Below are 6,587 nucleotides of genomic sequence, written 5' to 3' on the forward strand. Positions count from 1 at the left end.
GACTTTTCCGTCGGCACCCGGCTGCCTGGAGAGGCCGTAATGCTGAAGATAATTGATGCAGTCGAGCTTCATGATCGCGATCAGGCTCTGCCCGAGAAAGAAGACAGCACCCATCCAGCCCCACAGAGCGAGCGCCGCCGTGAGCCAGAGCAGGGAAAATCCGTACCAGATCGAAAGCTCGCTCATCCACGGGCGGTTGCCCGCCTCGGCAAGCCGCGCGCGCTCGAGGCGCACCGCGCCGCGAAAATTGCCGACCAGACACTGAACCCAGAATCCGTAGATGCTTTGGCCACGCCGCGCGCTCGCAAAGTCGAGCGTGGTTCCCACGTGACGGTGGTGGATTCGCAGATGTACGATCTTGAAAGTGCCGAACGCGACCGTCGAGAGCAGAAGTCCGCCGAGGAAGCGCTCGCCGCGGCCGGGGCGATGGATAAGTTCATGCGCGATCGTGATGGCGAAGATCGAGCTGTAGATCCCCGTGCTCAGCAACAACCCGGCGCGTCCGGCGGCATCGAGAACCCCCGAACTCCAGAGGTCGCCGGCGACGTAGAGCATCGCAAGCTGCGCCGGCAAGCTTGGCCACAGCGGGAGGCGAAAATGGCTCGCGGAGGGCGCCGCGGCATCGGCACCGGCCGCCGCCGGTCGCAACCCCCTCGACCAAACGGTCTGGACCAGAGGGACCAGCGCATAGGCCACAGCGAGCGGCGCAAACACGAACGCGTTCGGATAGTCGGTCAGGCGCGCCAGCCACGCGCTCGAAACGACGATCGCCGGAACGGCATAGGCCAGCAGAAACCCGATACCGGTCGCGCGATAGGGCAGTCGGCTGAGGATTGACATGCTACACCGCCGAGGCTGCGGGCTGCACCGCCGCGAGCGCTCCCCCGGCTAGAACGCGGCGCGGCGGCGCGGGCACGAGATTAGTGCCCTGCAGATACGACACAAGGCTCGCGACCGTCTCCTGCAGCGGCGGTTCCGGCTGCGTCAGGAGGGATCGTTCCCGCGCGGCGCGATAGTTCCTGTTGTCGTAGCGCTTGCCCCCCATTCGCTCGATCCGCCTGTGATTGTGGTTGAAGAATGCCATCAACGGATACAGCGGATCGGTCCCGCTGCAGTGACCGTTCATATGATCGACGGCCCGCTCAAGGCTCAGATATTCGAACGGGTAGCCGAATTCGCGGCTGATCAGGGAACACGCATGTCGCATGGTGTAGTATTCGTCGGCGGTGAGGTGAAAGACCTGAAGCGCCGGCGCCTCCAGCAGCGAGAGCGCGACCAGGTTGTTGGCGCACACATCGACCGGGAGCAGGCTGATCTGGTTGATCGCATCGGTCGAGATGCCATGGCGGATCATGTAGGCGAACATCCGCGCCATCAGGTCACCGCGCACGTATCGCCCCGACCGCGACGCCGTCACGAAGGACGGCCGATAGATCCGGGTTGCCAGGCCCCGTTGCGCCGCCGCGAAAGCAAGCTGCTCGGCGACCCACTTGCTCTGTGGATAGCCGAAGGTGAGCTCCGCCATTTCCATATTGCACTCGTGTTCCCAGCATACGGCTCGCGGCGCGAAGCCGAAAATGAAGGTGGTCGACACCAAGTGCAGAGCTTTCGCCGTGCCGCTGGCGGCCAGACGGATTGTCTCGATCATGCCGTTGACATTGGCCGCGCGCAGGCTCCGGTAGGGCCTGACGTAGTCGACCTCGGCGGCGCAGTGATAGATGCCTGTGACCTCGCCGGCGAGGCGACCCCAGTCCCGGCCCCCGAGCCCCAGTCGCGGTGCCGCGATGTCGCCACGAAGTGCGACGACCCGGCGGTCAAACGCCTCCAGCAATTTCCCCTGTAACAATCCCGTCCGCTGCAAGGCCGCTTTGGTGCGGGCCTTGGCATGCTCATCATCCTCGGCGCGCACCAGCGTCACCACGTCGCGGTCGGTGAGCCGCAGCAGCGCTTCGAGCAGAAAGGCCCCGAGGAATCCGGTGGCGCCGGTCAGCAACAATGGGCCGTCGTCGGGTGGTTGGCCCGTGGCGTCCGGCCGGATGTCGGCGGGCAGCACCATATCCTGCCGCATGCGCTCGCGCTCCTCGAGCTCGACCGCCCGCAACCGGCGGGCATAGCGGCCCGACGATAGTTTCGGCAGCCGGCCGTCGCCCGCAAGCCCGCGAAGAAATTTGAGCAGTTCGCGAACCGTAATGGTCTGGAGGATACGCAGGTCGAAGACCGCTTCCTGCCAGCGCCGGTCCTTTGCCTTGACGGAGGCCTTCAGGCGGCTTTCGATGCACAGGCTCAGTTCGACCAAAGTGAGCGAATCGACGCCGAGTTCGGCGAGTGTGCGCTGCTGCAGGTCCTCGTCGTCGAAGCGGGCAATCAGGTCGGCGATGGCAGCATCGCCGCCGGCGTGGCTCTGTCCGCGCCGGGACTCCAGCACGGTGATTTCGTCCGCCTGCAACCGCCTCCTGCATTCCTGACGCGCAACCTTTCCCGACGACGTTCTGGCAATCGTGCCACGGGCGACAATTGCGAGCAGCGCCACCTCGACCTGGCAGTATTTCCTGATTTGCCGGGCGATCTGGCCGAGGTCGGGAAGATCGTTGGATTTCGCGACCTCGACGAGCACCGCGATGGCCTCGCCGCTGTTGCCGTCGTCGATCGCAAATGCCGCCACGCCCCCTTGGCGAATCTTGCGGGTGCTGCGTTCCACGACCGCCTCGATGTCGTTTGGATAGTAGTTGCGACCGCCGATGATGATCATGTCCTTCAGGCGGCCGCAAACGAACAGCTCGCCGTCGTGCAGGAAACCGAGGTCACCGGTGCGCAGATGGCGCACCCGGGCTGCGTTGCCGTCGATCGCTGCGGCGAACACACTGGCGTTGAGCTCCGGCCTGTTGAAGTAGCCCTGCGCCTTGCTCCTCCCGGTGACCCAGACCTCGCCGATGCGGCCCTCGCCCAGTGCGACGCCGGTCGAACTGTCGACGATTGCGACCTCGATTCCGGCCAGCGGCTTGCCGCAGCTGACCAGGCTCGTCTGGTTGTGGCCGTCGGCCTTCGGCGCCTCGATGCGGAGGTCATTGCGCTCCATCCGCTTGGTGTTGACGGTCAAGCGAACGCGCCCGTCGCCGCTCACCGCAAGCGTGTTCTCGGCCAGCCCATAGAACACCACGGAGGCGCGCGCGGAGAGGCCGCATGGCGCGAACTTGGCGAGGAAGCGTTCGTAGGTACCGCTGCGGACCGGTTCCGAGGCGTTCATCAGCACCCGCAACGAGCCGAGATCGAGGGATGCGAGCGCCCGGGCCGGTACCTTGTCTTCGCGCAGGCAGTATTCGAAGGCAAAATTCGGCGCGCTGCTGATCGTCGCCTTGACCTTCGTCATCGTCTCGAGCCACAGCAGCGGCCGCCGCAGGAAGTTGGCGCTGGAAAAGCCATAGACCGAGCCGGCCTTCAGCATGATGAACAGATAATATCCGATCAGGCCCATGTCATGATAGTGCGGAAGCCAGGATACGCCGATCGGCCGATGGGTCAGCGTCGCCTCGCAATTGTGAATGACGTTGTCGTGCGACACCACGACGCCACGCGGGCTTTGCGTCGAGCCCGAGGTGTATTGCAGGAACAGGGTCGCGTTGACCGTGCCGGAATAAGTTGCCAGTTCGCCGCGCATGCGGTCGGTCGAAAGCCACGAAAGGCCGCCGGGCGGCGCTGCGGCGAGCGACTTTGCCGGCTGCGACCCGCGCTCCGCCAAGGCGCGCAGCTGCCGCAGATAGGCCTCATGGGTCAGGGCGATCGCGGCGCCGGAGTCGCGCGCGATGTGCGACAGCTTCTCGGCGCCGCCGGCAAGGCCGGACGCATCCGGCGGCGGCACCGGAACCGGAGGAGCGCCGAGCTTGACGCAGGCGAGAAACGCGACGATGAAGTCGAGACCGGGCGCATAGACGAGGAGCACCGGCTGACCGAAGCCGACCCGGCCGGTTTGCCGCAAGCAGGCCGCGACGTGGTTGCTGCGTTGGTGAAGCTCGCGATAGCTCAACCGGTCGATGACGCCGCCGGCACCGTCGAGGAAGCTGCAGAACATCTGGTCCGGAATATCGCGCGCGCCGGCCTCCAGATAATCGACGATGGTCTGCATCGATGCCTTTCAAACTGATCGAAGGGTCAGATCATGCGGCCTGCGCCGGGGCTTTGGCCGCGACCGGCGATGGTTCGTCGCCGAGTTGCCGGAGCTCTTCGGAGAGCTCTGCGGTCACTTCCCGCGCGAAGCCGATGAAGTGGTGCCCGGACAGCAACAACGAGAAGGCCAGCCAGAACTTTTGCGGATTGGATCGCCAGTGCCAAATGATGCGGAATAAAAACCGCCAATAGGCGCGCCGGTACGACGAGCGAAGCCCCTGTCGGACGACCGACTGGACCAGAACGCTGCGCACATAGGATCGGGGCTGCGATGGCGCCCTCTGAAAGTCGCGTACATTCCAGGCCGCGACGCAACGAAAGGCGCGATCGAAGAAGGCGGAAGGCTCGTAGATCCCGCTCAGAATCGATATGCCTCCCCGCAACAGCGCCGGCAGCGGCAGAATGGTCCGGAAGTTCGGCGATCTGAAGCGGTTGATCGGCACGCCCTCGATCAGCCGGCCCTCGTTGCGCATCCGCTCGTACAACGGGGTCGTCGGCAGCGCGACCAGGAAGCCCGCAATCGCAAACGCGATGTCCGCCCGCTCGATGAACGCGATCTGCCGATCGAAGATATCGGCCGTATCGGAATCGAAGCCGACGATGAACCCGGCGCTGACCCAGAGTCCGCCGTGCTGAATGAGTTTGACGGCATCGAGCGGGTCCTGACGCAGGTTCTGCAGCTTTCGGGTCTCCGCGAGCGCCTCGCGGGACGGCGTCTCAATGCCGACGAACACCGACCAGAAGTTGGCTTTCACCATCGCATCGATCAGGACCGGGTGCTGCGCGAGATCGAGCGACGCCTCGGTCTTGAACGTGAACGGGGTGCCGTGCTGCCCTTGCCACTCCTGCAGCCTCTGCACCAGTTCGAGCGCACGCTTGCGGTTGCCGACGAAATTGTCGTCGACGATGAAGATGCGGTTGCGCCAGCCCAGCGCCAGCAGCGCGTCGAGCTCGCGCAGCAACTGGTCGGAAGTCTTGGTTCGCGGCTTTCTGCCATAAATCGTGATGATGTCGCAGAATTCGCATTGGAACGGGCAGCCGCGCGCGAACTGCACCGAGAGCATCAGGTATCGCTCCATTCGCAGCAGGTCGAAGCGCGGGATCGGCGTCCGGCTGATGTCCGGCTTGTCCTCGACGACATAGAGCGGTCTTGCGGAGCCGCGCTCGAGATCGTCGGCAATCGACCCGAACACTTCGTCGGGCTCGCCGACGACGACGTGGTCGGCAAGATCGAGCAGCAGTTCCGGCTGGCTGCTGGCGTGCGGACCGCCGACCATGGTGCGCTTGCCCAACGCGCGGGCACGCAGCAGAGTCTCACGCATGTCATCGTGCTGCACCCGCATTCCGGAGACCATCACAAGATCGGCCCACAGCAGGTCGGCGTCGGTCAGCGCATCGAAGCTAAGGTCGACCAGCCTCATCGTCCAACTGCCTGGGCAGAGCGCGGCGACCGTGATCAGACCGAGCGGGGGCTGCAGGGCGTCCTGCGGAACGAGCTCCAGCAATCCGCTCATGCTCCAGAATGAAGGCGCAAAGCGCGGCGAGACCAGGAGGACATTGATCGCGCTGCCAAGCGGCGGAAAGTGTCGGTTTTCACCCTGAGCGCTCGGCTCTATCCTCTTTGTCATCGGGCGGTTGCTCGCATCGACGCGTTGGCGCTCAGGTATTTCGCAACTCAGGAAGCCAGCCGGATTTCCGTTGCCGGTCGAATTTCCGGATCTTCCCGCGTTGCCTTACGGTGAGCGCGAACAGCTTCCAACAGAACGCAATCAAAACAGAACTCGTGAGGATCGCGGCCGTACACGCGACCCGTGGATAGAGCCGGCGAATGCGGTCGAAGGTCGGCCCGGTGACGGCCGCGCGGTCGATGGCGAGCCGCACAAGCTCACCGTAGCAACTAAAAATACAATCATTGATTGTCCGGAGCAAGCCGGAATTTTCGGCAATGTCGGTTCGCTATTCAAGTTGTTCGATTTTCGTGGCACATCAGTTGTATCTCAGAAAGAGCACACCTTTTTCCCTGTTAAGCCCTGTTAATACAGGGGCGGATACAGGGGCGTCCAGGTTCCCGTGCTGGATTCGGAGGGTGGACAAACGGCGCGTCAACGCGCCGTGCCCACCCCTTGCTTGAGATGCTTCTTAAGTTGCTGGGCGCGCCATCGGTTCGCGCATTCGCGCGCGATCCGGTGGCTTTGCCCACCCGCCTGATTTCCGATTCACTTTTCAAACAGCCGAGCAAGGATAGTCTGAGATCGTCATTGCGAGCCAACGGGTCGCGCGTACGCGCGCCCGATGACAGGCTCCCGCGAAGCAATCCAGCTTTGACGCCGTGGAGAGAAAGCTGGTAGAGTAGGAGTGTGGCGCAGTGAACTTTAGGCCCAGCATATCTGTTACCGCCCCTTTCGTTTGGCGGTGCCTTAGCGGCT

4 protein-coding genes are annotated in these 6,587 nt (G+C 64.0%); 1 reads left to right on the top strand and 3 read right to left on the bottom strand.

What is annotated here, in order from left to right:
• From ABSG20_RS26120 to ABSG20_RS26130, 3 genes are all read right to left on the bottom strand, one after another.
• Window positions 1–840: fatty acid desaturase (locus ABSG20_RS26120; RefSeq protein ID WP_423867376.1), on the bottom strand; the 840-nt coding region annotated here is incomplete at its 3' end.
• Between the two features lies 1 nt (window position 841).
• The gene (locus ABSG20_RS26125; protein ID WP_423867377.1) at window positions 842–4,120 is read right to left on the bottom strand and encodes a thioester reductase domain-containing protein; all 3,279 of its coding nucleotides are present in this window, start codon (window positions 4,118–4,120) and stop codon (window positions 842–844) included.
• A gap of 31 nt (window positions 4,121–4,151) precedes the next feature.
• On the bottom strand, window positions 4,152–5,789 hold the full coding sequence (locus ABSG20_RS26130) for a B12-binding domain-containing radical SAM protein (protein ID WP_423867378.1): 1,638 nt from the start codon (window positions 5,787–5,789) through the stop codon (window positions 4,152–4,154).
• 70 nt (window positions 5,790–5,859) lie between these two features.
• On the opposite strand from ABSG20_RS26130, the gene ABSG20_RS26135 reads away from it, so the two are divergent.
• Entirely contained in the window at window positions 5,860–6,198 is a 339-nt protein-coding gene (locus tag ABSG20_RS26135) for a hypothetical protein (RefSeq protein WP_423867379.1), read from the top strand.
• Window positions 6,199–6,587 lie beyond the last annotated feature (389 nt).

It is taken from the genome of Bradyrhizobium sp., assembly GCF_049512235.1.
In the GTDB taxonomy this organism is placed as follows: Bacteria; Pseudomonadota; Alphaproteobacteria; order Rhizobiales; family Xanthobacteraceae; genus Bradyrhizobium.